The 25,514-nt window shown below is 70.7% G+C and carries 21 protein-coding genes and 2 pseudogenes; 10 read left to right on the top strand and 13 right to left on the bottom strand.

Annotated features, from left to right (window positions below):
- Nucleotides 1–139: 139 nt before the first annotated feature.
- On the bottom strand, nt 140–1,357 hold the full coding sequence (locus ACGFZQ_RS07245) for an amidohydrolase (protein WP_351748701.1): 1,218 nt from the start codon (nt 1,355–1,357) through the stop codon (nt 140–142).
- Between the two features lie 260 nt (nt 1,358–1,617).
- On the opposite strand from ACGFZQ_RS07245, the gene ACGFZQ_RS07240 reads away from it, so the two are divergent.
- Nucleotides 1,618–2,271 carry a class I SAM-dependent methyltransferase gene (locus ACGFZQ_RS07240; RefSeq protein ID WP_351748699.1) on the top strand — a complete coding sequence of 218 codons (654 nt, stop codon included), beginning with the start codon at nt 1,618–1,620 and terminating at the stop codon, nt 2,269–2,271.
- Between the two features lie 30 nt (nt 2,272–2,301).
- On the opposite strand, the gene ACGFZQ_RS07235 is transcribed toward ACGFZQ_RS07240, so the two are convergent.
- The 3 genes from ACGFZQ_RS07235 to ACGFZQ_RS07225 form a co-directional block, all read right to left on the bottom strand.
- Nucleotides 2,302–3,399, bottom strand: a complete 1,098-nt coding sequence (locus tag ACGFZQ_RS07235; protein ID WP_351748697.1) for a glutamate--cysteine ligase — start codon at nt 3,397–3,399, stop codon at nt 2,302–2,304.
- Between the two features lie 496 nt (nt 3,400–3,895).
- Nucleotides 3,896–4,792, bottom strand: a complete 897-nt coding sequence (locus tag ACGFZQ_RS07230) for a hypothetical protein (RefSeq protein ID WP_393839517.1) — start codon at nt 4,790–4,792, stop codon at nt 3,896–3,898.
- Entirely contained in the window at nt 4,792–5,199 is a 408-nt protein-coding gene (locus ACGFZQ_RS07225; protein WP_393839516.1) for an ATP-binding protein, read from the bottom strand. The genes ACGFZQ_RS07230 and ACGFZQ_RS07225 overlap by 1 nt, the downstream gene beginning before the upstream one ends.
- Nucleotides 5,200–5,388: 189 nt before the next feature.
- On the opposite strand from ACGFZQ_RS07225, the gene ACGFZQ_RS07220 reads away from it, so the two are divergent.
- From ACGFZQ_RS07220 to ACGFZQ_RS07210, 3 genes and pseudogenes are all read left to right on the top strand, one after another.
- Nucleotides 5,389–6,231: a helix-turn-helix domain-containing protein gene (locus tag ACGFZQ_RS07220; protein WP_393839515.1), complete on the top strand. Its 843-nt coding sequence runs from the start codon at nt 5,389–5,391 to the stop codon at nt 6,229–6,231.
- An 8-nt stretch (nt 6,232–6,239) separates the two neighbouring features.
- A complete protein-coding gene (locus ACGFZQ_RS07215) occupies nt 6,240–6,428 on the top strand; it encodes a DUF397 domain-containing protein (protein ID WP_393839514.1) in 189 nt (62 codons plus the stop codon).
- Nucleotides 6,429–6,505: 77 nt separating this feature from the next.
- Nucleotides 6,506–7,195: pseudogene (locus tag ACGFZQ_RS07210) on the top strand (NAD(P)-dependent alcohol dehydrogenase); the annotation flags it as partial.
- Here ACGFZQ_RS07210 and ACGFZQ_RS07205 read toward each other — a convergent pair.
- Nucleotides 7,161–8,441: a prolyl oligopeptidase family serine peptidase gene (locus tag ACGFZQ_RS07205; RefSeq protein WP_393839513.1), complete on the bottom strand. Its 1,281-nt coding sequence runs from the start codon at nt 8,439–8,441 to the stop codon at nt 7,161–7,163. The pseudogene ACGFZQ_RS07210 and the gene ACGFZQ_RS07205 overlap by 35 nt on opposite strands.
- A gap of 171 nt (nt 8,442–8,612) precedes the next feature.
- Here ACGFZQ_RS07205 and ACGFZQ_RS07200 point away from each other — a divergent pair, with 171 nt between their 5' ends.
- Complete coding sequence (locus ACGFZQ_RS07200; protein ID WP_393839512.1) at nt 8,613–9,305, top strand: TetR/AcrR family transcriptional regulator; 693 nt, start codon at nt 8,613–8,615, stop codon at nt 9,303–9,305.
- 35 nt (nt 9,306–9,340) lie between these two features.
- Here ACGFZQ_RS07200 and ACGFZQ_RS07195 read toward each other — a convergent pair whose 3' ends face one another.
- Genes ACGFZQ_RS07195 through ACGFZQ_RS07180 form a run of 4 tightly spaced genes read right to left on the bottom strand, consistent with a single transcriptional unit; the run spans nt 9,341 to nt 14,148 of the window.
- Nucleotides 9,341–10,486: a hypothetical protein gene (locus ACGFZQ_RS07195; RefSeq protein WP_393839511.1), complete on the bottom strand. Its 1,146-nt coding sequence runs from the start codon at nt 10,484–10,486 to the stop codon at nt 9,341–9,343.
- Between the two features lie 60 nt (nt 10,487–10,546).
- The gene (locus tag ACGFZQ_RS07190; RefSeq protein ID WP_393839510.1) at nt 10,547–11,482 is read right to left on the bottom strand and encodes an N-acetylneuraminate synthase family protein; all 936 of its coding nucleotides are present in this window, start codon (nt 11,480–11,482) and stop codon (nt 10,547–10,549) included.
- A gap of 15 nt (nt 11,483–11,497) precedes the next feature.
- Nucleotides 11,498–12,745 carry a cytidylyltransferase domain-containing protein gene (locus ACGFZQ_RS07185; protein WP_393839509.1) on the bottom strand — a complete coding sequence of 416 codons (1,248 nt, stop codon included), beginning with the start codon at nt 12,743–12,745 and terminating at the stop codon, nt 11,498–11,500.
- 56 nt (nt 12,746–12,801) lie between these two features.
- Nucleotides 12,802–14,148, bottom strand: coding sequence for a DUF6716 putative glycosyltransferase (locus ACGFZQ_RS07180; protein WP_393839508.1), 1,347 nt, complete (start codon nt 14,146–14,148; stop codon nt 12,802–12,804).
- A gap of 198 nt (nt 14,149–14,346) precedes the next feature.
- Between ACGFZQ_RS07180 and ACGFZQ_RS07175 the strand changes: the two genes are divergently transcribed.
- Entirely contained in the window at nt 14,347–15,324 is a 978-nt protein-coding gene (locus ACGFZQ_RS07175) for a glycosyltransferase family 2 protein (protein ID WP_351742250.1), read from the top strand.
- On the top strand, nt 15,321–16,655 hold the full coding sequence (locus ACGFZQ_RS07170; protein ID WP_393839507.1) for an alpha-2,8-polysialyltransferase family protein: 1,335 nt from the start codon (nt 15,321–15,323) through the stop codon (nt 16,653–16,655). The genes ACGFZQ_RS07175 and ACGFZQ_RS07170 overlap by 4 nt, the downstream gene beginning before the upstream one ends.
- A gap of 145 nt (nt 16,656–16,800) precedes the next feature.
- Here the strand turns inward: ACGFZQ_RS07170 and ACGFZQ_RS07165 are convergent, their stop codons facing one another.
- A complete protein-coding gene (locus tag ACGFZQ_RS07165; protein WP_393839506.1) occupies nt 16,801–19,119 on the bottom strand; it encodes a glycosyltransferase in 2,319 nt (772 codons plus the stop codon).
- Nucleotides 19,116–20,576, bottom strand: a complete 1,461-nt coding sequence (locus ACGFZQ_RS07160) for a glycosyltransferase family 29 protein (RefSeq protein WP_393839505.1) — start codon at nt 20,574–20,576, stop codon at nt 19,116–19,118. Before ACGFZQ_RS07160 ends, ACGFZQ_RS07165 begins: the two co-directional genes overlap by 4 nt.
- A gap of 260 nt (nt 20,577–20,836) precedes the next feature.
- Between ACGFZQ_RS07160 and ACGFZQ_RS07155 the strand changes: the two genes are divergently transcribed.
- Both ACGFZQ_RS07155 and ACGFZQ_RS07150 read left to right on the top strand, forming a co-directional pair.
- Entirely contained in the window at nt 20,837–21,946 is a 1,110-nt protein-coding gene (locus ACGFZQ_RS07155) for an acyltransferase family protein (RefSeq protein ID WP_393839504.1), read from the top strand.
- A 174-nt stretch (nt 21,947–22,120) separates the two neighbouring features.
- On the top strand, nt 22,121–23,017 hold the full coding sequence (locus ACGFZQ_RS07150) for a class I SAM-dependent methyltransferase (RefSeq protein ID WP_393839503.1): 897 nt from the start codon (nt 22,121–22,123) through the stop codon (nt 23,015–23,017).
- Nucleotides 23,018–23,128: 111 nt separating this feature from the next.
- Here the strand turns inward: ACGFZQ_RS07150 and ACGFZQ_RS07145 are convergent, their stop codons facing one another.
- Complete coding sequence (locus tag ACGFZQ_RS07145) at nt 23,129–23,779, bottom strand: TetR/AcrR family transcriptional regulator C-terminal domain-containing protein (RefSeq protein ID WP_393839502.1); 651 nt, start codon at nt 23,777–23,779, stop codon at nt 23,129–23,131.
- 71 nt (nt 23,780–23,850) lie between these two features.
- Here ACGFZQ_RS07145 and ACGFZQ_RS07140 point away from each other — a divergent pair, with 71 nt between their 5' ends.
- On the top strand, nt 23,851–25,242 hold the full coding sequence (locus tag ACGFZQ_RS07140; protein ID WP_393839501.1) for an FAD-dependent monooxygenase: 1,392 nt from the start codon (nt 23,851–23,853) through the stop codon (nt 25,240–25,242).
- Nucleotides 25,243–25,259: 17 nt separating this feature from the next.
- On the opposite strand, the pseudogene ACGFZQ_RS07135 reads toward ACGFZQ_RS07140, so the two are convergent.
- A pseudogene (locus ACGFZQ_RS07135) lies at nt 25,260–25,496 on the bottom strand (LysE family transporter); the annotation flags it as partial.
- Nucleotides 25,497–25,514: the final 18 nt, after the last annotated feature.

Genomic DNA, 25,514 nt, shown 5'->3' with positions numbered 1-25,514 from the left:
CCGCCCCCGGGTTACAAGGAGAGGTCGCGGGTTACGCCGGGGTGACACAAGGGGACGAAGAGGCGCCGATCGGGCGCCTTCGTCCCCTGGGGCCAGGTGACCGTTTCTCCAGCCTTTCGATACGACTGCCGCCGTCCCGCTAGCGGGTCGCGTCGATGAGGGCGGCGGCCGTGAACAGCTCCACCCCGACCGTGATGGCCCGCTCGTCGGCGTCGAAGTCACCCTGGTGCAGGTCACGCACGGTCCGCTCGCCCGGCGTCCGCACCCCGAGCCGCGCCAGCGCGCCCGGCACGTGCTCCAGGTACCAGGAGAAGTCCTCGCCGCCGAGGCTCTGCTCGGTGGTCTCGATGGAGTCGGTGCCGCGCCGGGCGGTCATCGCGTCCCGCAGCAGTTCGGTGACCACCGGGTCGTTGACGACCGGCGGCACCCCGCGTACGTAGTTGATCTCGGACTTGGCCCGGTGCAGGGTCGCGACCTCGTCGATCGCCGCGTGCACCACGTCGGGAGCCTGCCGCCAGGCGGCCAGGTCCAGGCACCGCACGGTCCCGGAGAGCTCGGCGTGCTGCGGGATGACGTTGGGCGCGTGCCCGGACTCGATCCGCCCCCAGGTCACGGCGAGCCCGCTGCGGCTGTCCACGCGCCGCGCGATGAGCGCAGGCACGTCGACGGCGACCCGGGCGGCGGCGGTGACCATGTCGGTGGTCAGATGCGGCCGGGCGGTGTGCCCGCCGGGCCCGTCCAGCGCCACCTCGATGCGGTCGCAGGCGCTGGTGATGGCGCCGTTCCTGAGCCCGATCCGCCCCGCGTCCACCCTGGGGTCGCAGTGCACGGCGATGATCTGCCCCACCCCGTCCAGCGCCCCGGACCCGATGGCGTCGGCGGCGCCGCCGGGCAGCACCTCCTCGGCGGGCTGGAAGAGCAGCCGTACGGGCCGCGGCAGCAGCCCCCGCTCGTGCAGCTCCGCGAGGACCAGCCCGGCACCCAGCACCACGGCCGTGTGCACGTCGTGCCCGCACGCGTGCGCCCGGTCCGGCACGGTGGACCGGTAGGCGCACTCGGTCTTCATGTCCGGGATCGGCAGGGCGTCGATGTCGGCGCGCAGGGCGAGCACGGGCAGCCCGCCGGCCTCGGGCCCGATGTCACAGATGAGCCCGGTTCCCATGGAGAGCACCCGCGGCCTCAGACCGGCCTTCTCCAGCCGTTCCTTGATCGCGGCCGTGGTGCGGAACTCCTGGTTGCCTAGCTCGGGGTGCATGTGCAGGTCGCGCCGGAAGGCTACGAGTTCGGCGTGCAGCTCCTCGCTGAGCACGCCGGGGAGCACATCCCCTGGGAGGTCGGCCTCGGACTCTAGGGACATCAATTGGTTCACCCTCTGAAGGGTAGGACGCCCGGGGGGTCAACTGCCCCGAGATCAACAAAAGTTCAGCCCGTTAGGGGAAGAAAATCTGACCGCGATGGCATGACCTCGGACGTGGCTGGGTAAAACCTATGTTTCCTCTTCCACGGATACCACGCTGCACGGCAATCACGCCGTTTCTGTCCACGTACCGAAACGGAACCTGGCCGGAACGGCGACTTCGCCACGCGCGGCACGCCCGCCCGGTAGCGTGCGCGACCGTGACGGATCCGGAGACGACCGACTTCATAGAAACCACCCGTACGTCCTACGACGCGATCGCGAAGGACTACTCCGCCGCCTACCCCGGCCTCCCCGACCGGCCGGTGGACCTGTCCCTGATCGCCGCCTTCGCCCAGCTGGTGAAGGCGAACGGCACCGCCCCCGTGGCCGACCTGGGCAGCGGCCCCGGTCACATCACCGCGCACCTGAACGAGCTGGGGGTCCCGGCCTTCGGCATCGACCTCTCCCCCGCCATGGTCACCCTGGCCCGCGAGGCCCACCCCGCGCTGCGCTTCCACCGGGGTTCGATGACGTCCCTGGACCTGCCCGACGCGACCCTGGGCGGCATCCTCGCCCTCTACTCGATCATCCACATCCCCGACGACCGCCTTCCGGCGACCTTCGCCGGCTTCCACCGCGCCCTGGTCCCCGGCGGCCACGTCCTGCTGGCCTTCCAGAAGGGCGAACAGGCCGGCCTCCACGTCACCGAACGCTTCGGCCACGAGATCGACCTCCACTACTACTGGCGCCCCGCGTACGCGGTGGGCGACATGCTCGCCAAGGCGGGCCTGGAGGTGGCGGCCACCCTGATCCGCGAGCCGCTGGACGAGGAGAAGTGGCCGCGGGCGTTCGTACTGGCCCGCAAGCCCTGACCGTACGGAGGGGCGCGGCGGCCGGGGGCATCAGAGCTGAGCTACCTGGGTACGGCGCGCACACTCGGTGACGACGTCCCGCAGGCTGCCGGTGTCCGCCAGCAGCCGCCGCTGTTCGTCGGCGCCGTTGCCGTCCCGCAGCAGCCGCTGGACGGCCTCTTCCACCATCGCCAGGTCGCCGCTGTCCGCGAGGGCGTCCCGGGTGTGCGCCAGCAGGGCGTCCAGGACCGCCTTCGCCGGCCGGGGCCGCAGGGTGACGGGATCGAGCAGTTCCCCGCCCAGTCCCGAGCGGGCGGCGCGCCAGCCGGCCATCCGCGCCAGCGCCACGCCGTGGTCGACGGGCTCCTGTCCGGCCCGCCACTCCCGCCCCGCGGTCTCCACCAGGGCACGGGCCAGCGCGGCCACGAGCACGGCGGTCCCGGCGCGCAGGCACACGTCGGCGACCCGGATCTCCACGGTCGGAAAGCGCCGGGCGAGCCGGGCGTCGAAGTAGACCATCCCCTCGTCCAGGATGACGCCGGTGGCCACCATGTCCGTGACCAGGCGGTGGTACCGCGCCGCGGACCGGAACAGTTCCGCCGGTCCGGCGGACGGCCAGCGTGCCCACACCCGGCTGCGGTAACTGGCGTACCCGGAGTCCCGGCCCTGCCAGAAAGGGGAATTGGCGCTGACGGCGACGAGCACGGGCAGCCAGGCCCGCACCCGGTCCAGAACGCCCACCCCCTCCTCGTCCGACTCCACGGCAACATGCACATGGCACCCGCAGACCAGTTGCTCACGGGTCGAGATCCCGTACTGCTCGGCCATCCACTGGTAGCGCCGGTTCACACTGACGGAGGGGCTGACCGGCAGCGGCGAGCTGGCGAGCGCGGCAACGGCGCACCCGAGCTCCCCGGCGAGCCGCGCGGCCTCTTTACGGCACCGCACGATCTCCTCTCCCAGGTCCGTCATGTCCGACTGCGGCTGGGTGGCGAACTCCAGCATCTGCCCGTAGAGCTCCTTCTCGAACACGTCCTGCCCCGGATCCGCCAACGCGGCCCGGGCCAGCACCGCGGCCGCCGACGCCTTGGGCTCCCCCGACTCCGGGTCGACGAGCAGAAGCTCCTCCTCCACTCCGACGGTACGCACGCGATCCCGCCCTCCATCCGCGCCACCACTGAACGCGGCAGCCTCCGCACCCCCCGACTTCCCCCACCGGCCGGGGGGACACCTCCCGGACCCGCCCGACACGGGTCGCCCCAGCCGCCAGGCGCCAGGCGCCAGGCGCCAGGCGCCAGGCGCCGGCAACTAAGGGGGGATCCGTGCCACCCATTCCCACACCGCCCACCCTGCCCCCGGGCCTCTCCCCGTACCCGGCTGGCACACATCCACCAAACCCACCCCAGCCACCCGGCGTGCCCCGAGCCGGGACCGCACCCGCCGGCCGACGGCGAGCCCCCAACCCACGGCCTCCGAAAACCCCGGCCGGGTCCCCGCATCTCCGGGCCGCCCGCTCGCTTCTCCCCCGTGCTGGAGCGAGCCGTGTCAAGGGTGACCCGAAGGGTCATCGCCGAAGGCGACGCGCAGCGCCCTTGACTCGTCTCGCGGAAGCACGACACTGCCGGGAAGCGGGCGGCCCCGACGCTCACTCCTCGGCGAACAGCTCCGCGGCGTCCGTGACGTGCATGGCGCGCTGGGCCCAGGTCTCAAGCCGGTCCAGGTCGGTGCAGGCGTGCACTTGCTCGCGCACGGCGCCGGTCACCGCGAGCCCACGCCACTCCAGGAGCCGCAGAACCATCTCAGCCCGTTCCTGCACACGCCCTTCTTCCCGGCCTTCTTCCCGGCCTTCCTCGCGCACCTGCTCCGCCAGCGGGTGTCGCCAGAAGTACTGGATCGCCGTCATCAGGTCCCTCCACATCTGCTTCGCCTGAGGATCAACCAGGCACGAGTCGACGAACTGCACGAAGACCGCGGCGCTGTCGCGGTCGATGGTTTTCAGGGCGGCTGCCAGCGACTCCAGTATGGCCGGGGCCTGCCGGCCCCGCCCGTGTGTCATCGCCGAGAGCACCGCAAGGGGGACATCGTCCTCGGCCTCCCGCACATCCGCGATCACCGGCACGTTGTCCGGCCCCAGCACCAGCGGACGCACCGTCAGCGACTCCCACCCCCGCAGCCCCAGCTGAATCGGCTGCGCCGCCCACCGCGCCGTCGCACTGCTCTGCGTGATCACGATCAGCACCGGCTCACACCGGTACTTCTCGTAGAGATACGACAGGTAGTACGGCCAACTCCCCCGCTTCCGCTGGTCCACCTCCCCCTGCGACTCGACCACGAGGAGATACGTCCCCTCGTCCGTCTCCGCCCGCAACAACGTGTCCACCCGACGCTCGACCGGCTCAATCTCCGTCAGATCCACGTTCATCGCCGCGATCTCCCGCGTCTCGGGAAACCGCACCCCCAGCACCCGCTGTAACGCATGCGTCAGCAACCCCGGATCCTTCTGGAAGATCCGGTGCAACGCCTCATGCGTCGACCCCACCATCACGCCACCCCCAACTCGCACCACACGTATTTGCCCCGGTCCCCGAACCGTGCGGACGGCTGCCAGCCCCAGCAGTCGGCGCACGCCACCACCAGCCCCAGCCCCCGCCCCGCCTCTTCGAGGCCCGTCACCGCCTCCAACGACCCCGGCGGCTCCGGAGGCACGGGATCCGCATCCCACGCCCCGATCCACACGACGCCCTCCGGGGAACGCCGGACCCTCAGCGCGGCGGGCCCCTTCGTGTGCCGTACGGCATTGGACACCAGCTCCGCCGCCAGCAGCTCCGCCGTGTCGGCGAGACCGATCAGGCCGTGCATCGTCAGGATCAGGCGGAGGGTGCGGCGGCAGATCGTGACCGCTCTGAGGTCGTTGGGGATGGAGAGCGTGTACTCCCAGGTTTCGGGCATGCGTCATCAACTCCGGTCAGGTGAAGGGGATTTAACGCACGGTGGCATCGCCGCATGACGGTGCGGTGCGCTTCCGTAGCGTGTGCGTTGCGTCACCGACGGTAGGTGTAAGTGTTTATACATCGCAAGCCGGTCCCGTAAAGTGACACCGAACGAGCCACGTGCTCAGGCGCTTTGGGAGGGCAGTCGATGGCACTGAGGAGCGAGCCGACAGCGCGTCAGTTGCGCTTAGCGGTCGAGCTGCGCAGGCTCCGTGATGCGGCCGGCCTCACGGCACGGGAGGCAGCAGCCCTACTCGGGGTCACCGCTCCGGCCATCAGCCAGATCGAGTCGGGAATCTCGGGCGTGAGCGAGAAGCGGCTGCGCCGTCTCACCTCGAACTATGCCTGCACGGACCATGGGTTGGTCGACGCCCTCGCGGCCATGGCGAGCGACCGGACCAAAGGCTGGTGGGAGGAGTACCGGGAGCTGCTGCCGACGCCGTTTCTCGATCTCGCCGAGCTCGAGCACCACGCGACCTTCCTGCAGGAGGTCCAGTTCCTGTTCATTCCCGGACCTCTTCAGACGGAGGACTACGCTCGCGCCGTCTTCTCCGACCGGGTTCCGGAACTCCCAGCCGAGGAAGTCGAGTTGCGCGTTCGCCATCGGATGCGACGCGCGGCAACCGCCGGCGAGACCCCCTACGAGGCAGTCGTCCACGAGGCGGCGCTGCGCATCATGGTCGGCGACCGCAACACCTCACGGACCCAGCTCACCCACGTCCTGGAGGCGTCGGAGGCGGGACATGTCACCGTCCGCGTCATCCCCTTCCACCTGGAGGGGTTCACCAGAGCCGCGAGCGCCATGACGTACGCGGGAGGCGCGGTACCGAAGCTGGACACCGTCGTACGCGACGGCCCGCAGGGAGCGGCCTTCATCGACTCCGAGGCACAGCTGGGCGTCTTTCGAACGCTCTTTCATAAGGTGGAGGCCGCATCGCTCGACCCCGGGCGCTCACGCGACTTCATCCACAAACTGTCGAAAGAGCTATGAGGAACCCGATGGACACCTGGCGGAAGTCGTCCCATTCCGGCCCCGGCGACGGCGACTCCTGCGTGGAGATAGCGAACTCCCCCACCCACATATCCGTCCGCGACTCCAAGGTCCCGGCCAGGGCCGTCCTGAGCTTTCCGGCCGAAGCCTTCGCCGCCTTCCTCCGGAGTCTGAGAACGGCGCGACTCCCCCAGTAGGCCGGCGCCGACCACGAGGTCCGTTTTGCGCCAGTGTTCCGCGGTGGGCGGCGCGATGCTCGTCGCCATGAACAGACCTGCTGGTACCCAAGCCCGCCGGCCTCACCTTCGAGGAGGCCGCGGCGGTGCCGATGGCGGCGGTGACCGCGCTGCGCGGCATCCGGACCGTCGGCCGGGTCGAGGCCGGGCGGCGGGTGCTGGTGAACGGGGCCGGGGGTGGCGTCGGCACCTTCGCCGTGCAGATCGCGGCGGCCCTGGACGCGGAGGTGACCGGGGTGTGCGGCACCCGCAATGTCGACCTGGTGCGTTCCCTCGGCGCCGCGCACGTCGTCGACCACACCCGCGAGGACTTCACCGACCGGGGCGAGCGCTACGACGTCATCCTCGACAACGTCGGCAACCGCCCGCCGGGCCGGCTGCGCCGGGCGCTCGCCCCGCACGGGATCCTGGTGGCCAACGGCGGCGGTTCGCCCGGCCGGCTCTTCGGCGCGGTCGGCTCGATGCTGCGGATCGTCGCGGTCGACGCCGTCGTACGGCAGCGGCTCCGGCCGATCCTCCCCGCGGTCCCGGACGGGCCGGTCCACCAGGACCTGCTCGCCGTGACCGCGCTCGTGGCGGCCGGCCGGCTGACCCCGGTGGTCGACCGGACGTATCCGCTGGCCGACACCGCCGCGGGCGTGCGCCATGTGGAAGGGGGGCACGCCCGCGGCAAGACCGTGATCACGGTGAGCGCTACGACCGGGAGTGGCTCGCCAGGAAGTCCTTGATGTAGCCCATCGTCTCCTTGGTCGACCAGGGCTTCGCGTCCGCCGCCGCGGACGAGCCGCCCGAAGTCGAGGCGCCCGAGGCCGAGGCGCCCGGGGCGGCGCTGGAGATCGCCGCGCCGAAGCTCACGTCGCCGTGGCCCGCGCCCGTGAGCACCACGCGTTCGGCGTCGACGCCCTTGCCCTTCAGCGCGGTGAAGAGGTTCAGCGTCTGGCTGGGCGAGACCAGCGGGTCGGCGGTGCCGTGCATCAGCAGGAACGGCGGCGTGGCGGAGGAGATGTGGGTGGCGGGGTCGGCGGCGGCCACCTGGGCGGTGTACTGCTTCACCGACCTGTCGGTGCCGGGACCGTAGACCCACTGCGCGGAGGCGTTGCCCGCCGCGTAGTTGCTGTCCTTGGCGGCCCGGTCGTAGTCCGCGGCCAGCTGCGACAGGTCGGCCGGGCCGAACTCGTCCACCACGCCCTGGACTTCGCTGCTCTGGCCGAGGTCGCCGCCGGTGTCGTACGTCTTGTCGCCGTTGGTGACACCGGTCATGGCCGCGAGGTAGCCGCCCGCCGACTGGCCCCACACGAAGACGTGGTCCGTGTCGATGCCGTAGGTGCCGGCGTGCGCGCGCAGATAGCGGATCGCGGACTTCACGTCGGCGAGGGCGTCCTTGTAGGTGGCACCGTCGGCCACGGTGCGGTACTGGATGCTGGCCACCGCATAACCCTGGTCGGCGATGTAGGTGCGCTGGGCGAGGTTGCCGGTGCGGTCGGCCAACTGCCAGCCGCCGCCCGTCACATACACCACCAGCGGCTTCTTCCCCGAGGTCCTGGGCACCTGGATGTCGAGCTTCAGGTCGGTCGTGGTGCCCTTGGTGGTCGGCGACGAGTAGGTGATGTCGTCGGTCGTCGTGAGCGCCGACGTGTCGCAGGTGATCGCCGCGCCCTCGGGGTCGATGACGGTGCTGGTGCTGTTGTCGGTCTTCTTGATCGTCTTGGCCTGGCCGAGGCTCTGCGCGCCCGTTCCCGCGCCCCCGGACGGCATGCCGCTGCCCCGGCCCTGCGGTATCCCCGCCGTGTCCGCCGGGCAGGCGGAGGCGGCAGGGGAGGCGGATCCGGACGCCGAGGACGCCGAGGACGCCGTGTCCGTCGAGTCGTCGGATCCACAGGCGGTCAGGCCGATCGCGGCCAGGAGCGCGGCCGTGGCCAGGGCGGCGCCCGTCCGGCGGCGGGGCGGTGTTCCGGGTGTGACAGGTCGAGGCATCGCAGAGTCTCCCGAGGGCAGCACGTGACGACGTTAAGCGGAGATGGCATCTCCGGATTCACTGGGCCGCCACCGTAACACGAACCGGAGATCCCATCTCCGGTTCGTGTCTGCCGAGGTGAGTACGATGTGGGCCGACGATCACACGCCTTTCGGAAGCGAGACCCCTGTATGGCGCCGCCCCGCGCATCGGGTGAGCCGGGCGGATCCGGCGCGCCCCGGCTGCGACGCGACGCCGAGCTCAACCGGCTCCGGCTCATCGCCGCCGCCCGCGAGGTGTTCCGTGAGCGCGGGCTGAGCGCGACCCTGGACGACGTCGCGCGTCACGCCGGGGTCGGGGTGGGTACGGCGTATCGGCGCTTCCCCAACAAGGAGGCGCTGATCGACGCGGTCTTCGACGACATGCTCGGCCGCGTCGAGGAGGCCACGAGGGAGGGTGCCGAGGACCCCGACGCCTGGCGGGGACTGGCGACCAGCCTGGAGCGGGTGGCGGAACTGCACGCCCTCGACCGCGGCCTGCGCGAGGTGCTGCTCGGCACCGACCGGACGGCGCCGCGGGGGTCGGAGTTCGGGGAGCGGATCAAGGGCCACGTCGATCGCGTGGTCGAGCGGGCCAGGGAGCAGGGCGTGCTGCGCGCCGACGCCGAGCCCTGGGACCTGGTGATGATCCAGCAGATGCTGGGGGCGGTCACCGACCGCAGCGGTGAACCGGAGCTGTGGCGGCGCTATCTGCGGCTGCTGCTGGACGGCCTGCGCGCGCGCCCCGAGCACACGGAACCGCTGCCCGGCGGCGGCTTCGGCGAGCGCATGACCCCGCCGGACGCGGGCTTCGGCCCGCGCAAGGACCCGCCGCCGGCCGACTGACCACCGCCGGCCGGCCGACCCGGCCGACCGGCCGGCTACGCCAGGCTGGTGACCGCCGTCAGCCGGTGCACGTCCTTCGCCGTGCCCGTGACGCCCGACAGGAAGCCCTGCGCGCGAGGTGAGGCGCTGTCGGTCAGCCACGCCGGGTCGATGTCGCAGACCGCGACGCGAACGCCCGTGCCGGCCAGGGCAAGGGGAAGCGTGTGGACGACGGTCGAGGGGAAGCTCAGGATCGTACGGCCGATCGGGCCGCGGCGGGCGATCAGTTCCAGCGGGAGGTCCGGGCGGACTATCTCCAGTCCCGTCTCCCCCGCGAGGCGGTGCAGCTTCTCCGTGCTCTCCCTGCGGTGCGCGAAGTAGCGCGTCGCGCCGTGTGCCTTCGCCAGGCTCTGGACGGCCTCCAGATAGCGGTCGCCGTCCACCACCCCGGTCTCCACCAGGGACGTGCCGACCATGTCGGCGCCCTTGGTGATGCGCGGCGGGCCGAAGCGCGCTCTGGTCCAGCCGAAGTCGTTCGCGGTGACCGTCACGCCCGCCGGGGTCTCCGTCACCGGCATGGAGGAGAAGACCTCCACCCGGCGGCGGTCGCTGGGCGTGAGGCGGCGCCGGGCCGAGGAGGAGACGGGGGCGAAGAGCAGGTCCCGGGCGCCCGGGCGGCCGCCCTTGCGGTGCCAGCGGACCAGGCGTTCGCCGCGCGCCAGCTGGGCCACGAACTCCATCGTCGCCGTGCCGTCGTCGACGACGACCAGGTCACGGGCGCGGGTGATCGTCAGCAGGAGCTGTACGTAACGGGAGAAAGGATCCCCCATCACGATCCGGTCGGCCCGGCGGAGGGAAGCCGCCAGGCCGCCGATCGTGTGGAAGGGGGCGGTGGTGCCGCCCCGGGCTTCCTCCCAGCGGACCCGGTAGCCCTCGTCACGGGCCAGGTCCGCCATGCGGCGCAGCTGGCCCCGGGTCATGGGGTCCGTCGGGGACAGGACGACGATCGTGAGTTCCGCGCCGGGTGCCGCCGCCGATATGGCGACCGATGCGCGGCGGGCCTGCGGGGGCACCGTCGGCACCGGCTCCACCGCCCCGCGCAGGGCGTGGACATGCGCCCACTCCAGCACGTTCAGCAGTTGCACCGGGCTCTCGACGAACGCGAGTGTGGGGGGGCCGGGGTTCCCGGCGCGGGGGCTCATCGACGTACGACCGTCCCGTCGTCGTAACACAACAGACGTAACTTCAGGATTTCAGCGGTGTCAGACCTGGACCGGCTCGCCGGCCGCCGCGGCGATCTCCGCCTCGGCGACGACACCGGTGACGCGGCGCAGCTTCTTCATCGGGCCGAGCTCGGAGTCGTAGACCTTCTTGACGCCGTCACCGAGGGAGGCCGAGATGGTGCGGATGTCGCGGACCAGGCGGGTGAGGCCCTGCGGCTCGACGGAGGCGGCCTGGTCGGAGCCCCACATGGCACGGTCCAGGGTGATGTGGCGCTCGACGAAGGTGGCGCCGAGGGCGACCGCGGCGAGCGTGGTCTGCAGGCCCGTCTCGTGGCCGGAGTAGCCGATCGGGACGTTCGGGTACTCCTTCTCCAGCGTGTTGATCACGCGGAGGTTGAGCTCCTCGGCCTTCGCCGGGTAGGTGGAGGTGGCGTGGCAGAGCAGGATGTTGTCGCTGCCCAGGACCTCGACCGCGTGGCGGATCTGCTTCGGGGTGGACATGCCGGTGGACAGGATGACCGAGCGGCCGGTGGCGCGCAGCGCCTTCAGCAGCTCGTCGTCCGTCAGGGACGCGGAGGCGACCTTGTGGGCCGGGACGTCGAACTTCTCCAGGAAGGCGACTGCCTCGGTGTCCCACGGGGAGGCGAACCAGGCGATGTTCCTGCTCTTGCAGTACTCGTCGATCTGGCGGTACTCGTCCTCACCGAACTCCACGCGGTGGCGGTAGTCGATGTAGGTCATGCGACCCCAGGGGGTGTCACGCTCGATGTCCCACTGGTCGCGCGGGGTGCAGATCTCCGGGGTGCGCTTCTGGAACTTGACGGCGTCACAGCCGGCCTCGGCGGCGACGTCGATCAGCTTGAAGGCGTTCTCCAGCTCACCGTTGTGGTTGATGCCGATCTCGCCGCAGATGTAGACGGGCTTGCCGGGGCCGACCTCACGGGAACCGAACGTGCGCAGACGGGAGTTGCTCATGACTGTGGGGTGTCCTTACTTCGGGAGGGAATCGAGAGAGGGGCCGAGGATCCAGCTGGCGATCTCTCGGATCGCGCCGTCGCCACCCGGGACGGTGGTGACCGCGCGTGCGGCGCCGCGTACGACGTCGTGGGCGCTCGCGACCGCCACGGGCCAGCCCACGAGGGCGAAGCACGGGAGGTCATTGACGTCGTTTCCGACGTAGAGCACGCGCTCGGGAGCGATGCCCTGCTCCTCGCACCACTGCTTGAGTGCGAGGTCCTTGCGGTCGATGCCGTGCAGGACCGGGATCTGTAGCTTCCGGGCCCGGGCGGCGACCACCGGGTTCTGCTCCGTGGAGAGGATCAGCATCCTGAGCCCGCTCTTTCGCAGGGCGGCGATGCCGAGTCCGTCGCCGCGGTGCACGGAGACGAACTCCTTTCCATCGGCGTCGATCAGCACCCGGTCGTCGGTCTGGGTGCCGTCGAAGTCCAGTACGACCGCGTCGATGTCGTCGGCGGTCGGCAGCGAACCGGGACGGTCCGCGTCGAAGAGGGTGGCCAGCGCGCGGGCGCGGGCCAGGTCGTGCGGGTCGTCGATCTCCAGGACGCGGGCCGGGTCGGTGCGCACGAGCTCGGTGTGGCCGAAGAAACGGTGCCGGTGCTCGCGGAAGCCGTCGGCGCGCATCGCGTAGGCGGCGCCGGTCTCCAGGAAGTCCTGGGGGCGGTCCTGGCGGCGGGGGCGGAAGGACTTGTCGTGGTTGACGCCGAAGCCGCCGCTCGCCGAGGCCGCGTCGGTACCGACCGGCACCGGGGCGTCCACCTCGTCGCGCCAGACGAAGCCGTGGAAGGCCGCCACGGTCAGGGCCGTGTCGGCGCCGTTCTCGACGATCGCGCCGGCCACCCCGTCGATGTCCTCGCGGATGATGAACGGGCTGGTGCACTGCACGAGCAGCACCACGTCCACCGGGGCGCCGTGCAGCGCCTCGTGGGCGTCCATGGCGTGCAGGACGGCGGCCTCGGAGGTGGCGGTGTCACCGGCGATGGCGGCGGGGCGCAGCACCACCTCGGCGCCGGCCGACCGGGCGGCCGCGGCGATCGCCTGGTCGTCGGTCGAGACGACGACGTCGGTCACCAGGCGGGAGGCGCGGCACTCGCGGACGGCGCGGGCGACCAGCGGGACGCCGCCGACCGGGAGGAGGTTCTTCGCGGGCACGCCCTTGGAGCCGCCGCGCGCGGGGATCACGGCGAGTACCCGGGGTACGACCGTTTCGGGGTGGGACATCGGCTCTGTTCCTTCGGATGCGTGGAGCTGGGCTCCTTGGCGCGGGATCCGGTCGCTCACAGCTCTCCCATTCGTCGGATCACGGGGGCCACCCGCTGGACGCCGTGGCGGTAGGCGCCGCGAGCGGCCCGGCGCACGATCTGGCGGACGGGGCCCGGTGCCTTGTCGGCGGCGGGCGCGCCGGGCAGCGGCACACCGTCGGGGCCGAGGTGGTGGCGGGCCAGGATGCCGGGCAGGTAACCGGGCGCGGTCTCGGGTGTGTAGTACGGGTTCAGGGGCGGCAGACCGCCGGGCCGGCCGAGCAGCTTGGCGATCCGCTGGCGGCCCGCGTCGAACGCGGTCGCGTAGGAGCCGTCGGCGGCGACGCCCTGCCGCGAGACCCACTCGGCGTCGGGCACCGGGCGGTGTCCGGCGTCGAGCTGGTCCCAGGAGGCGAGGCAGCCGGAGCCGACGAAGTGGTGGTTGCCGAGCGTCTCGCGGACCCCGAGGTCGGTGAGGACCACGGTGGGGATCCGCCGGTGCAGGGCTTCCAGAGCGGCCGTCGAGCTGACGGTGACCATGAGGTCCGTGCGGTCGAGCACCTCGCCCATGTGCCCGTACACGAGGCGGAAGTTGGCGGGCACGTCCTTGCCCTGGACCAGCTTCTGGTACGGCAGTTCCTCGATGTGGGTGGTGTGCTCGCCGGGCTTGGAGCGCAGCTTGAGCAGCACCTCCCGCTCGGGATGCTGACGGGCGTGCCGGATGAGGCGGTTGAGCAGGTACGTACGGTCCTTGCGGCTCTCGGGGACCGAGGGCTGGGCCGCGAACACCACGGTGTAGGGCTCGTGTTCGCCCTCGTAGGGCTCCCCGCCGAGGAACGGCAGCGCGACCTCGGTGACCGAGGAGGAGTCGGCGCCGACCCCGTCGTACACGGCCCGGAAACGGTCCGCGTCCTGGCGGGAGTTGGCGAGGACCAGATCCGCGCCGTGCCGCAGCAGCAGGCCGTCGGCGAGCTTCTCGTAGACGACGCCGACATAGCCGGTGACGACGACGGGCCGCTTCTCGCGGCCGGCGAAGGCGCTGCGCAGCCCGTGCAGCATCGCCTGCACCCCGCCGCCGACGAGGGAGAGGACGAGGATGTCGTACGACTCCGTGCCCTCGGGGCCCTCGGGGCCCGCTTCCATGGCACGCAGGAACTCGACGGCCGTCACTTCGCGGAGCGAGTCCGCGTGGACGCCGACTTCCTGGAGCTGGCGGGCGGTGGGGGTGGCACGGCCGCGCAGGAGGTAACCGTCGAGCCGAACGTCCGAGTTGTCGCTTTCGTTGGGGATCAGGCGCTTCGCGGTGAGCGCCCCCCACTTCCACCGAGTATCGGAATCCGCCAGGACGGCCACCCGCAGGGACTTCGTTGCACTTGCTGGCACAGCCAAGACGCTAGGAAGCGATGGAGAGGATCTCCCGAACCCGAATCCAACAAAGGGTTAACAACACATCGCCGAATGGCGAATCAGCCCAGGATAAGCCTTGAAAAAGCCCTGATTCATAGCTTCGACACATGGCGTTCACCTGGTGTCAAGACAGCAGTCAGGACGGATGACGGGCGCCCCTCTAACGTCCACCACGTGGTCAAGCTCTCCGTCATCGTGCCGTTCTACAACGTGCAGCAATACGCGCCCGACACCCTGAGGAGCCTGCGCGCGAACGCGCGTGAGGACTTCGAATTCATTCTCGTCGACGACTGCTCGACCGACGGGACACCAGAGATTCTCGCGCGCGCCGAGCGCGAGCTGCCCGGCGCGGTCCATGTCAGACACGAACAGAACGGAGGACTGGCCACCGCGCGCAACACCGGCATCGACAAAGCGCGCGGTGAGTACGTGACCTTCCTGGACGGCGACGACTGGCTCGCGCCGGGCTACTACCCGCAGCTGGTGGACGCCGTCGAGGCCCTGGGCTGCGACTTCGTCCGCACCGATCATGTGCAGTGCACCGCCCGGGCCCGCACCGTGCACCGGGTGCCGGTCGGCCGCCGGAACGTGGTGCTCAGCCCGCGGGACGCGATCCTGCCGACCGACCGGACGACCTCCGTCGACTACGCGTACGCGTGGGCGGGTGTCTACCACCGCCGTCTGGTGGACAAGGGGCTGGTGCATTTCACGGACGGGCTGCGGACGGCCGAGGACCGGCCGTGGATCTGGAAGCTGCACCGGGAGGCCGAGTCCTTCGCGGCGGTGAACCTGCTCGGCGTCTTCTATCGGCGTGGCGTAGCCTCGTCACTCACGCAGATCGGAGATGTCCGTCAGCTCGACTTCATTCGCGCGTTCGACCAGGTGATCGAGGAAACCGCACAGGACGCGGAAGCGAAGGAACTCCTGCCGAAGGCCGTCCGCACCTACTGCGCCATCATTTCCCATCACCTGGGATCCATCGAAAGGTTCGAGCCCGCGGTGGCGAAGAAGCTGAAATCCATGAGTGCCGCCGCACTGCGGCGCATGCCGCAGGACGTGCTCGACGAGGCCCTGGACTCCATGGACCTCCAGCGCGCCACCAAGCTGCGCCGGCTGCGCCGCCGTCCCGCTCCCGCGGGGGCCGCCGCGTGACCACCCAGATCTTCCAGGCGTCCACCCTCTACGGCACGGCCACCCTCGCCGCCGCCCTGGACTCCGGCGTCTTCCGCCCGGCCGACCGGCGCATCCTGCTGGTCTGCAACAACGCGGCCACCCCGGAGACCACCCCGGGCCTGGACGTGGCGCCCGGCTTCGAGCGGCTGCGGGACCGCTTCGACGAGGTGATCTCGTACAACGAGACGATCTTCCCGTTCCACCCCGGCGGCTGGGCCCCGCGCCCCGAGGACCTCCCCCTGTGGGAACGCTTCCTGCGCCACGAGTGGCGGCTCGGCGACGACGACGTGGAGCTCGCCGTCGAGTCCATCCAGGTCAACCCCTCGCTCAGCCTCACCCAGATGTTCACCGGCGCCCCGGTCACGGTCTACGCCGACGGCCTGATGAGCTACGGCCCGACCCGCAACAAGATCGACCCGCTGATCGGCACCCGGGTGGACCGGGTCCTCCACCTCGACCTGGTGCCGGGCCTGAAGCCGATGCTGCTCACCGAGTTCGGTGTCCCCGGCGAGGTCGTGCCGACCCCGGCCTTCACCAAGGTGCTGGCCGAACTGGCGCCCAGCGGCGACGAGTTGCCGGCGATCGAGGAACCGGCCCTGCTGCTCGGCCAGTACCTGTCCGCGCTCGGCATCCTCTCCGCCGAGCAGGAGGAGAACCTGCACGTCCGGATGTTGCAGGGCGCCGTCGAACTCGGCCACACCAAGGTCGTGTTCAAGCCGCACCCCTCCGCCCCGGCCCGCTTCGTGCGGACCCTGGAGCAGGAGGCCGAGAAGCTCAAGGTCGACCTCACCGTCCTGGACACCACGGTCCTCGCCGAGGTGCTGTACCAGAGGATGCGCCCCGCGCTGGTCGTCGGCTGCTTCTCCACCGCGCTGCTCACCGCGTCCGCGCTGTACGGCCTGCCGACCGCCCGGATCGGCACCGACACGCTCCTGGACAAGCTCACCCCGTACGAGAACAGCAACCGCGTCCCGGTCACCGTCGTCGACGCGCTGCTGCCCCCGCTCACCGACCGCAAGGCCGTCGAGGAGCAGCGCGCGCTGCTGACCGTCGGTGAACTCACCGAGCTGCTCCGCGCGGTGGGCTTCGCGATGCAGCCGAAGATCCACCCGCAGCTGCGCCAGGAGACCGAGCGCTATCTCACCAAGCACCTCAACGACACGACCGTCCGCTACTTCAAGCGCAAGCGCCTGACCTCGCTCGCGCTGCCCGGCGGAGTACCGGCCCAGCTGGGCTTCCTGCCGCGCAACGCGACGGTGCGCCGGATGGCCCGCAAGGCGCGCAACCTGCGCCGGGTCGTGCGCCGGTAGCTCCGCTGGAAGCGCCGTGTCCTGTCGGCTGCGGCGCCGTGGGGGCTGGTCGCGCCCACGCGGCGGTAGCCGCACATCCAATACAGCCCCGCGCCCCTTCGGGGCGCTAAGGGGCGGGTCCGGGTCCGGGCCCGCCCCTTCGGTGTCACCTGCCCAGGATCTTCTTGATCGTGGCGCGGTTCTCCTCGGTGACCTTCCACAGCTGCTGCTGCCGGTCGTGCACGTCGGCGACCGTACGGCTGTGGTTGTCGAGGATGTCGATCGCGCGCTCGGTGAGGATCTCGCCGAGGTCGCGCTCGTGGACCGAGACGCCCCACTCGGGCCGCTCGATGTCGCCCAGGAAGTACGCCATCTTCGGGTGCGAGATGAGGGAGATGATGGGCGTGCCGACACCGAACGGGATCATGCCGGCGTGCCCGCGCATGCCGATGACCAGGCGGGTCTTGGCGTACGTCTCACGGATCTCGTCGTTGGAGAAGTCGTACATCGGGATCACCGGCAGCGAGATGCCGTGCTCGCGGCGCAGGTCGAAGGCGATCTTCTCGTCGTCCAGCGAGTGGGCGACGCACTTGACCTCGGTGTGCTCGCCGATCTTGCGGACGGCCTTGGCCATCTCGGCGAGGAAGTGCGCGTAGTCGTGGCCGAAGCGCAGCCCCGCGCGGTCGTACGCCGCGTTGAGCATGACCGTGTCCTCGCGGTACAGCGGGTCGCTCCAGCCGGCCACCAGCTGGCGCATGACCGTGGTCGGGCAGGGCTGGAAGACGACCTTGTCCTGGAGCTCCGGCGGGAGCATGCCGCGGACCTTGGCGATGGAGCCGTGGTTGCGCAGGCCGAAGAAGGACGACTTCTCGACCAGCAGCCGCAGGCTCTCGTTGAACCGGGTGGCCCGGTAGGACTGGCCGTCGAAGGCGTTGAAGCCGACCGCGTAGACCATGATCGGGACGTCGATGGCGCGCAGGTGCTCGTCCGGGACGTTCCACTGCCAGGCGCTGTTGCCGTTGGGCATGGTGTCCGGGATGAACAGGCCGCCGCCGCCGATGACCAGACCCCGGCGGGCGTTGACCCGCTCCAGGGCGGCCTGGTCGAAGTAGCGGTGGGCGTGCACCGAGTGCCAGCGCCTGGAGGAGGTGTCCGGGCCGAAGCCGAGCCGGACGGTCTCCGGGAGCAGCTTGTCGCCCGCGTTGCCCTGCCGGTCCATGTAGAACGCCACGTGCGCCAGCTGGTCCTCGGCGCTGCCCTGCTCCTGGGAGGGGACGGCGGCCGCGCGCTGCGCCCACAGGCGGCTGGAGCGGTGCGTGGGGTCCACGGTGAGGCCGGCGGTGGCGTACCGGAGGGCCTCGGTGTTGTCGCCGTGCACCCAGGCCATCTGGGCGAGCCGGGAGAAGGCGGTCGCGGCCCGGTTGGGGGCGGCGCTGGCGAGCAGCAGCTGGGTCTTGGCCTCGTCGTAGCGGGAGACGCTCATGAGGGCGTGGCCGAGCACCTCGTGCGGCCAGGCCTCGTCCAGCGGGATGCGGACGCTGCTGAGGACGTCGACGGCGTCCTGGTAGTCGCCGGACGCGATGTGCGCGGCGGCCACCTTGCGGGCGATCTCGACGTCACCGGTGCGCTTGACGTGCGGGGCGCCGAAGTGGACGACCAGGTCGTGGTGGAGACCGCCGGAGGAGGCGAAGTAGGCCGCGTGGAACTCGGCGTCGCTCATCTCGAACTCGCGCCAGCGGTCCTCGGCCTGCGCGTAGCCGGACTCGCCGCCCTGCCAGGGCTTGTGCCGCCCGGTGAAGTGCAGGATCTTCGTCTCCTCGGGGACCGGGAGGTCGCCGGAGAGCCGCCGCTTGACGAAGTTGTACTTGGCGTCGAGGCGGACGAAGTCGCCGTCCAGGACGGCGTTCAGGATGCCCTGGTCGTGCTTGTCCAGCTCGTACTCGCCGCTGCGGCCGGTCTTGTCGATCTTCGCGCAGAACTCGTCGGACAGGTACTCCTTCTGGATCACCAGAAGGCCGGAGTTCAGCTTGTGCTGGCCGTAGAAGAACTGCGGCACGGCCGCGAGGCCCTCGCGCAGCTCCAGGAGCTCGCCGAGACCACCGAGGACGACCATGTCGGTGTCCAGGGTGATGATCGTGTCGTAGTCGCGCAGCCGGAAGATGTCGAGGATGAAGTACGCCTTGCGGACCAGGTAGTTGTCCTGGTCGCCCTTGACGTACGAGTCGTAGTGCGTGTCGTTGACCCGCTGGAGCACGATGCGCGGGTGCAGGGCGCGGATCTTCGCGATGGAGGCCGGGCGCAGGTCGTCGTAGAGCACGACGAAGTCCTCGCAGACGCCCGGGTTGGACAGGGCGAGGCTGCGCAGCAGGACCAGGAAGCCGGGCAGGTAGTTCTCGTCCACGTAGGACGCGAACGCGATGCGGCGCTTCTTGGTGAGAGCGCTGGCGTTGGTGTTCGGTATCGCCGGGGTGAAGGTGGTCGTCATCGCAGGGAGATCCTCATGTCCGTCACGCTCTGGGCCCGCTGCATGACCCAATCCTTCTCGCTGGTGTATTCGTGCACGGAGGTGATGGCCAGCTTCATGGCCTCCTGCACGCGGTAGGCGCCGCTCTCGTAGAAGTCGAAGCCGATCAGGTCGAGGGTGGGGCTGACGTCCAGGAAGTCCAGCAGCCAGAGCATGTTGAACCCGGAGGTCGGGATGCCCGACCAGGCGTCGGCGCCGATCTGCCCGATGTTCCGCATCGGCCAGCGCAGCGACTCGTCGGCGAGGTACTTCTGGGCACCGGGCACCAGCTTGTTGCGCAGCGAGTGCTTCCAGTCACCGGAGACGCCGCCGAAGATCAGCCGGGTGGTCACCGGCTTCTCCCAGTTGAAGGCGTGCTTGTGGATGCTGACGTGGATGTCGGTGCGCTCACCGGTGTGCTTCGGGTCGATCTTGTACGAGTTGAAGCGCACGACCAGGTCGTAGTCGTCGATCTCCTTGCCCATGCCGCTGGCGCCCACCCGGCCCGAGTTGGCGATCAGGCAGATCGACTTGCCGGCGATCTGGTTGCGGAACTCCCCGAGGGTGATCCACTGCACGCCGTCGAAGGTCGGGTTGCCGACCGGGCCGCGCATCCGGATCCGGCGCTGCTCGGCGTAGAGCGCGACGGCCTCGCCGAGACCGCCGTCACCGCCCTCGGCGAGGCGCAGGTCGAGGTACTGGCTGAGCAGCTCCTGCCGGTCGTTCACCGGCGCCTCGTCCGCGGCCAGGGCGAGCAGGGCGCCCACCAGGCGGGGCTCGGCGGCCTTCCAGTCACCGACGGCGTGCAGGGCGAGGCCCTCGGCCCAGGTGGCGGTGGCGGCCTCGCGGACGTGGTCCGCGGCGGCGGGGACCTGGCGCTTGAGGAGGTCCAGGAGCTCGCGTTCGCGCTCACCGGCGCGGCGCATGCCGGATATCCGGTTGGCGACGCCGAAACCGTCGTCCTTGGTGAGTTCGAGGTAGCGCTCGTAGGCCTCGACGGCCTCGCGCTCCTCGCCGAGGCCCTCCAGGATGCGGGCCCGCAGCCGCCAGCCGGCGCGGGAGTTCTTGCGCTGCGCCAGCACGGTGTCGCTGATGACGAGGGCGAGGTTCAGCTCGTCGTTGTAACCGCACTCCAGGGCCTTGTTGGCCACCGCGAGCAGAGCGTCGAGAAGGTCGTTGTTGATCCCGCCGGAAGGGGTCGCGGCGCCCTTGACGGCCCGCTTGAGCAGGGCGGTCGCGCCGCCGGCCGGGGCCGGTGCGGGGGTGGTGGTGCCTTCGGTGGCGACCACCACCAGCAGCTTGCGCAGCTGCTCGGCCAGCTCCGCGCGACGGCGGTCGAGGCTGCCGACCACTTTGCCGCTGTGCACAGCGCAGGCGTGCAGGCAGTCGTCCAGCTCCCCTCCGCGCGCAGGTGCCCGCCTGTTCTGGACCCTCGTCATAGCTCTCCTGATTTTGCCAAGCAAAGCTTGTGCAACCGCTGTGTGTGGTGGGGTGACCCGCATCGGGGGATGGATGGAGAAACTAGAAAGCCAAAACGACTATATGGTTAACGAATCCCTACGGGTAAGAGAATGGTTAGCAGGTTCACCGCACACTTTCTATGATTCCCCCAGGTGACGGTATTGGACGTCCACGTCCCGGGGACTCTGTGAACAGATCGGATGATTAACGGCCCGGTGCCGGGTAGGCGTCTCGGACCATGTCTCTCGCAACCCCCACAACGGCGCTCCCGCCTGCGAAGATTGCCGTCGCCCCGGCCCCACCCGGACGACCGCGCACCCGACTTCCGGCCCTCGACGGACTGCGGCTCGTGGCCGCCCTGATGGTCTGCCTCTACCACTACACAGGCCGCGGCGGAGTCGTCTCCGCGTCCTGGCACCAGAACCCCGCCCACGTCTTCCCGACCCTCTCCCGGGCGGCCGTCTACGGCTGCCTCGGCGTCGAGTTCTTCTTCGTCATCAGCGGCTTCGTGATCTGCATGAGCAGCTGGGGCCGCTCCCTCGGCGACTTCTTCCGCTCCCGCGTCGCCCGCCTCTACCCCGCCTACTGGGTCGCCCTGGTGCTGATCACCGGCGCGTCCCTGGTCCTGCCGGCCGTCGTGCCCGCCGTCCGGCTCGACGAGTTCCTGGTCAACCTGACGATGCTGCAACAGCCGATGGGCGCACCCCGCGTCCTCGGCGTCTGCTGGACGCTCTGGGTGGAGGTGCGCTTCTACGCCCTGTTCGCGCTGCTCGTGGTCCTGCCGGGCGTCACCTATAGCAGGGTGGTGCTGTTCTGCTCGGTGTGGACCCTGGCCGCCGTGCTGAGCACCTCGGCCGGCGGCCCCTGGACCGAGCTGGTCGTCATGCCCGAATACGCCCCGTACTTCATCGGCGGCCTGGCCCTCTACCTCGTCCACCGCTTCGGCAACCAGGCGCTGCCCTGGGGCATCGTGGCGCTCTCCTGGATCCTCGGACTGCGCATGGCCACCGAGGGGCTGTGGCACGCCGGCTCGCCCCGGAACCCGTACGTGGTGCTGCTCGTCGTCACGCTGGCCTACGCCGCCGTGGCGGCGGTGGCGGCGGGCTGGACGCGGTGGGCGGCCTGGCCCTGGCTGACCACGGCCGGGGCGCTGACGTACCCGTTCTACCTGGTGCACGAGCACCTGGGCTGGTTCGTGATCAGGGTGCTGCACCGGGGCTGGGGGCTGCCGCCGTGGCCCACGCTGGCGGTGACGGTGCTCGCGATGCTCGGGCTCGCCCAGCTGATCCACCGCTTTGCGGAGACACCGTTCGGTCCGAGATTGAAAAGAGCCCTGAAGAACTCCTGATTCGATCCGAATTCATCTTTCGTTCACTTAGGAATGTCTTGGCCCGCCGTTCACCTCTCCGTCGATTTCGGAGCCGAACGGCGGGCAGGCGCCGGAGAGCCCTGACATCGCACAGCCACCACGCAGGGTTTCCACAGGCTTGCCGATCGCGTACCGAGGGAGTGCCTCCTCCACATGGCCACCACCCAGGAAACGACCCGACCGCCCCGCCGTCTCGACGACGTGCCCGGCTGGTTCCCCGTGCTCGACCAGGTCCTCTTCGACTGGTTCCTCGGCCTCCAGGAGGACTCCGGAATGCGGGGCGACCTCCTTGAGGTCGGGGTCTACATGGGCAAGAGCGCGATCTTCACCGGCCGGCACCTGCGGCCCGCCGAGTCGTTCACGGTGTGCGACCTCTTCGAGGGCGACGCACCCGACCACGCGAACCGGGCCGAGTCGACGAAGTCGTACGGCAGGCTGACCCGGCGCCTCTTCGAGGAGAACTACCTCGCCTTCCACGACGAGCTGCCGCGCGTGCTCCAGGGGCCCAGCTCCGTGGTGCCCGCCGAAGTCGCGTCCGGCACCTGCCGGTTCGTGCACGTCGACGCGTCGCATCTCTACGAGCATGTGCACGGCGACATAGGAGCCGCCCGCGATCTGCTGGTGCCGGACGGGATCGTGGTCCTCGACGACTTCCGCTCCGAGCACACGCCCGGTGTCTCCATAGCGGCGTGGGAGGCGGTCCTCAACCGCGGGCTGAGCCCGGTCTGCATCAGCACGCAGAAGCTGTACGGGACGTGGGGCGACCCCGGGCCGGTGCAGGAGGAACTGATCGAGATGGTGCGGGGGCGCAGCGACTGCCATCTGAGCATGCAGGAGGCCGCGGGGCACCGGATCATACGGCTGAAGTCGAAGGGGATGCCGGGGCCGGAGTTCCCGCCGTCCCGGTACGCGGAGGTGCCGGAGGCCCCCGAGCCGGTTCCTGCGGCCGCGGCGCCGCCGGTGCCGCGTCGGCGGAGCCGAGTGCGGAGGGTCGCGGTGGATCTGCTGCCGCCCGTGCTCACGCGGGCCCTTCGGAGGAGGATGCGGTAGCGCCCGAAGGGGCGCGGGGAACTGAGCGACCAGCCACACCCCACCCGCACCCGCACCCGCACCCGCCTGCCAACCTCCCGCGGCACCCCGCGACGCGGCGGCGCCTCGCCCTCAGGCGATCTTGTAGCGGGCGCCGATTCCGGCGATGACCAGCTCCAGCCCCTCCTCGAACCGGCGGTCGTAGTCGGTGAAGAGTTCCAGGCCTGCCGCCGCCGACAAGGGGAAGTCGGCCAGGATGCGGGCTCGTTCGGCCACGTCGTAGCCCTCCCGGCGTTGGCCCGGGAGGGGTTCGACGCCCTGTTCCTCGGTGACGAAGCCGATGGTGTAGGCGTTCGCCGTCATGCCCGCCTGGGCCGCCTGGGCGAGGGTGAAACCGGCCTCCGTCATGACGTGCAGGTACGCCTCCTGCTCAGGGGCGTGGTCGATGCCCGTGAAGCGTGAGCCGCTGTAGACCTTGGCGCCGTCGCGGTAGCCGAGCAGGGCCGCGCGCAGCCCGCCGCTCACCGTGCGCAGCACGTCCTGCCAGGTGCCGGAGGGGTCGAACGGCGTGCCCGCGACCATCCGGCGGTACATCTCCGTCGCCATCTCGTCGAGCAGCGCCTGTTTGTCCTTGAAGTGCCAGTACAGGGCCGGCGCCTTGACGTCCAGCTCCTTGGCGATGGCCCGCAGCGTCAGTCCGTCCAGGCCGGCCTCGTTCAGCAGGCGCAGGGCCGTGTCGGCGACCCGGCGGCGGTCGAGGGGCCTGCGTCGTTCCGTACTCACGCTTGACAGCTTAACAGCGTTAAGGGCAGCCTTGTCACCGACGGCACTTAACAACGTTAAGGAGATATGTGATGGATGTTCTGATCGTGGGCGCGGGTCCCACCGGACTCACCCTCGGTATCGACCTCGCCCGGCGCGGAGTGGACGCGCTGGTCGTGGAGGCGGGCGAGAAGCTGTTCCCCGGCTCGCGCGGCAAGGGGATCCAGCCCCGCACCCAGGAGGTCTTCGACGACCTCGGGGTACGCGACGCGATTCGCGCGGCCGGCGGTCCCTATCCGCCCCAGCTGTTCTGGAAGAACGGCGAGCGGCTGGCGTCGCAGCCGATGTTCGACGAGGTGACGGCGGACGAGGGCGCGCCGTACACCGATCCGCTGATGGTCGCGCAGTGGCGGACGCAGGAGGTGCTGTACGCGCGGCTGCTGGAGCTGGGCGGCCGGGTCGGGTTCGGGCAGGCGCTGACGGGCCTGGAGCAGGACGCGGAGGGGGTGACCGCCCACTTCGCCGACGGTACGACCGCCCGGGCCCGGTATGTGGTGGCGGCGGACGGGGGCCGCTCGGCCGTACGGCGGGCGGTGGGCGTCGGGATGACCGGCGAGTCGGTCGACCCGAACCCCTTCCTGGTGGCCGACCTGCGGGTGCGGGGCCTCGACCGCGACCACTGGCACGTCTTCGTCGGCGACGACGGCAACGGCGTGGCGCTGTGCCCGCTGGCCGGCACCGACGACTTCCAGCTGGCCGCGAAGCTGCCCGAGGGCACGGCGGCCGACCTGTCGCTGGCGGGCGTACGGCGGCTGGTGTCGGCGTACAGCCACCTGGACGCGGCGGACGTCACCGAGCTGCGCTGGGCCTCCGACTTCCGCCCCCGCGCCGCCCTGGCCGACCGCTTCCAGGTGGGGCGGGTCTTCCTGGCCGGAGACGCGGCCCACGTCCACTCCCCGGCCGGCGGCCAGGGTCTGAACACCAGCGTCCAGGACGCCTACAACCTGGGCTGGAAGCTGGCCGCCGTGCTCGCCGGCGACGCCCCGGACACGCTCCTCGACACCTACGAGGAGGAGCGCCGCGCGAACGCCGCCGCCATGCTGAACCTCTCGACGGACGTCCACCGCGGCGAGGTACGGCGCGGCGAGGCGACGGTCCAGCTCGGGATCGGCTACCGGGAGTCCTCGCTGACGGAGGAGACCCGGGCGGACCCGGGGCCGGTGCGGGCGGGCGACCGCGCACCGGACGGACGGAACGCGGACGGGGTGCGGATGTTCGACGCCTTCCGGGGACCCCACTGGACCCTGCTGGCCCCGGACCCGGTCCACACCGTCCCGGAGTCGGTACGCCGGGTGCGGGCCCCGGAGTCGTACGGCTCCGGTGTGTTCCTCGTCCGGCCGGACGGCTATGTGGCGTGGGCCGGCGACACGGCCCGGGGCCTGGCGAAGTACGCCGGGCGTACCGGGGCCTGGAGCGCGCGGTAAGGGGTGCGGGCGCTACCTCAGGCGCTGGCCAGCGTCAGCTTCACCGCGAAGCCCAGGAACAGCGCACCCGCCGCCGAGGTGGCCGTCGCAGCCAGCCGCTTGCGGCGGCGGAAGGCGGCGGCCAGCTTGGTGCCGCTGAATATCAGGGCGGTCAGGTACAGGAAGCTCGCCAGCTGGGCGAAGGCGCCGAGGACGACGAAGGACAGCGCCGGGTAGGCGTATCCCGGGTCCACGAACTGCACGAAGAACGTGTCAGAATCAAACCGCGTTAC

The organism is Streptomyces sp. NPDC048254, assembly GCF_043201895.1.
Lineage (GTDB): Bacteria > Actinomycetota > Actinomycetes > Streptomycetales > Streptomycetaceae > Streptomyces.
Note: the sequence above shows the minus strand (reverse complement) of the source record. Positions and strands in the feature narration are given on the sequence as shown.

Bases quoted from the DNA above. Each gene is read 5' to 3' on its own strand.
- ACGFZQ_RS07140 (WP_393839501.1), top strand. From the start codon at position 23,851: ATGGATGTTCTGATCGTGGGCGCGGGTCCCACCGGACTCACCCTCGGT.
- ACGFZQ_RS07190 (WP_393839510.1), bottom strand. From the start codon at position 11,482: ATGAGCAACTCCCGTCTGCGCACGTTCGGTTCCCGTGAGGTCGGCCCC.
- ACGFZQ_RS07195 (WP_393839511.1), bottom strand. From the start codon at position 10,486: ATGAGCCCCCGCGCCGGGAACCCCGGCCCCCCCACACTCGCGTTCGTC.
- ACGFZQ_RS07165 (WP_393839506.1), bottom strand. From the start codon at position 19,119: ATGACGACCACCTTCACCCCGGCGATACCGAACACCAACGCCAGCGCT.
- ACGFZQ_RS07155 (WP_393839504.1), top strand. From the start codon at position 20,837: ATGTCTCTCGCAACCCCCACAACGGCGCTCCCGCCTGCGAAGATTGCC.
- ACGFZQ_RS07185 (WP_393839509.1), bottom strand. From the start codon at position 12,745: ATGTCCCACCCCGAAACGGTCGTACCCCGGGTACTCGCCGTGATCCCC.
- ACGFZQ_RS07220 (WP_393839515.1), top strand. From the start codon at position 5,389: ATGGCACTGAGGAGCGAGCCGACAGCGCGTCAGTTGCGCTTAGCGGTC.
- ACGFZQ_RS07205 (WP_393839513.1), bottom strand. From the start codon at position 8,441: ATGCCTCGACCTGTCACACCCGGAACACCGCCCCGCCGCCGGACGGGC.
- ACGFZQ_RS07230 (WP_393839517.1), bottom strand. From the start codon at position 4,792: ATGGTGGGGTCGACGCATGAGGCGTTGCACCGGATCTTCCAGAAGGAT.
- ACGFZQ_RS07200 (WP_393839512.1), top strand. From the start codon at position 8,613: ATGGCGCCGCCCCGCGCATCGGGTGAGCCGGGCGGATCCGGCGCGCCC.
- ACGFZQ_RS07225 (WP_393839516.1), bottom strand. From the start codon at position 5,199: ATGCCCGAAACCTGGGAGTACACGCTCTCCATCCCCAACGACCTCAGA.
- ACGFZQ_RS07215 (WP_393839514.1), top strand. From the start codon at position 6,240: ATGGACACCTGGCGGAAGTCGTCCCATTCCGGCCCCGGCGACGGCGAC.
- ACGFZQ_RS07245 (WP_351748701.1), bottom strand. From the start codon at position 1,357: ATGTCCCTAGAGTCCGAGGCCGACCTCCCAGGGGATGTGCTCCCCGGC.
- ACGFZQ_RS07150 (WP_393839503.1), top strand. From the start codon at position 22,121: ATGGCCACCACCCAGGAAACGACCCGACCGCCCCGCCGTCTCGACGAC.
- ACGFZQ_RS07160 (WP_393839505.1), bottom strand. From the start codon at position 20,576: ATGACGAGGGTCCAGAACAGGCGGGCACCTGCGCGCGGAGGGGAGCTG.